The organism is Mangrovimonas sp. ST2L15, assembly GCF_001280515.1.
In the GTDB taxonomy this organism is placed as follows: domain Bacteria; phylum Bacteroidota; class Bacteroidia; order Flavobacteriales; family Flavobacteriaceae; genus Mangrovimonas; species Mangrovimonas futianensis.
This window is the reverse complement of sequence record NZ_LBIQ01000056.1, coordinates 1-286: the sequence shown is the minus strand read 5'-3', so window position 1 is coordinate 286 and position 286 is coordinate 1. Positions and strand designations below refer to the sequence as shown.

The 286-nt window shown below is 45.5% G+C and carries 1 protein-coding gene; it reads left to right on the top strand.

The features are described 5' to 3' along the window. Window positions 1-286, top strand: a 286-nt coding sequence (locus ZA07_RS16265; RefSeq protein WP_197276770.1) for a hypothetical protein, incomplete at both ends; no start/stop codon positions are given.

The following is a 286-nucleotide window of genomic DNA, read 5'->3' as shown; positions in this document are numbered from 1 at the left end:
CTGGTGACATTACTGCTACTGCTGTAGATAGCATGGACGATACAGATCCTTGTAACATTGTGGTGACCAGAACGTGGACATTCACTGATGCGTGTAACAACTCATCTTCGGTGTCACAGACCATCACTATTCAAGATACAACGGCTCCGGTTATTGATACACCTGCCTCTGACATTGCCATTGAGTGTAGTGCTGATGGTGACCAAGGTGGTATCGAAGCTTGGTTGGCTTCAAATGGTGGTGCTACTGCTACAGATAATTGTAATGGTGAGATCACTTGGACAAA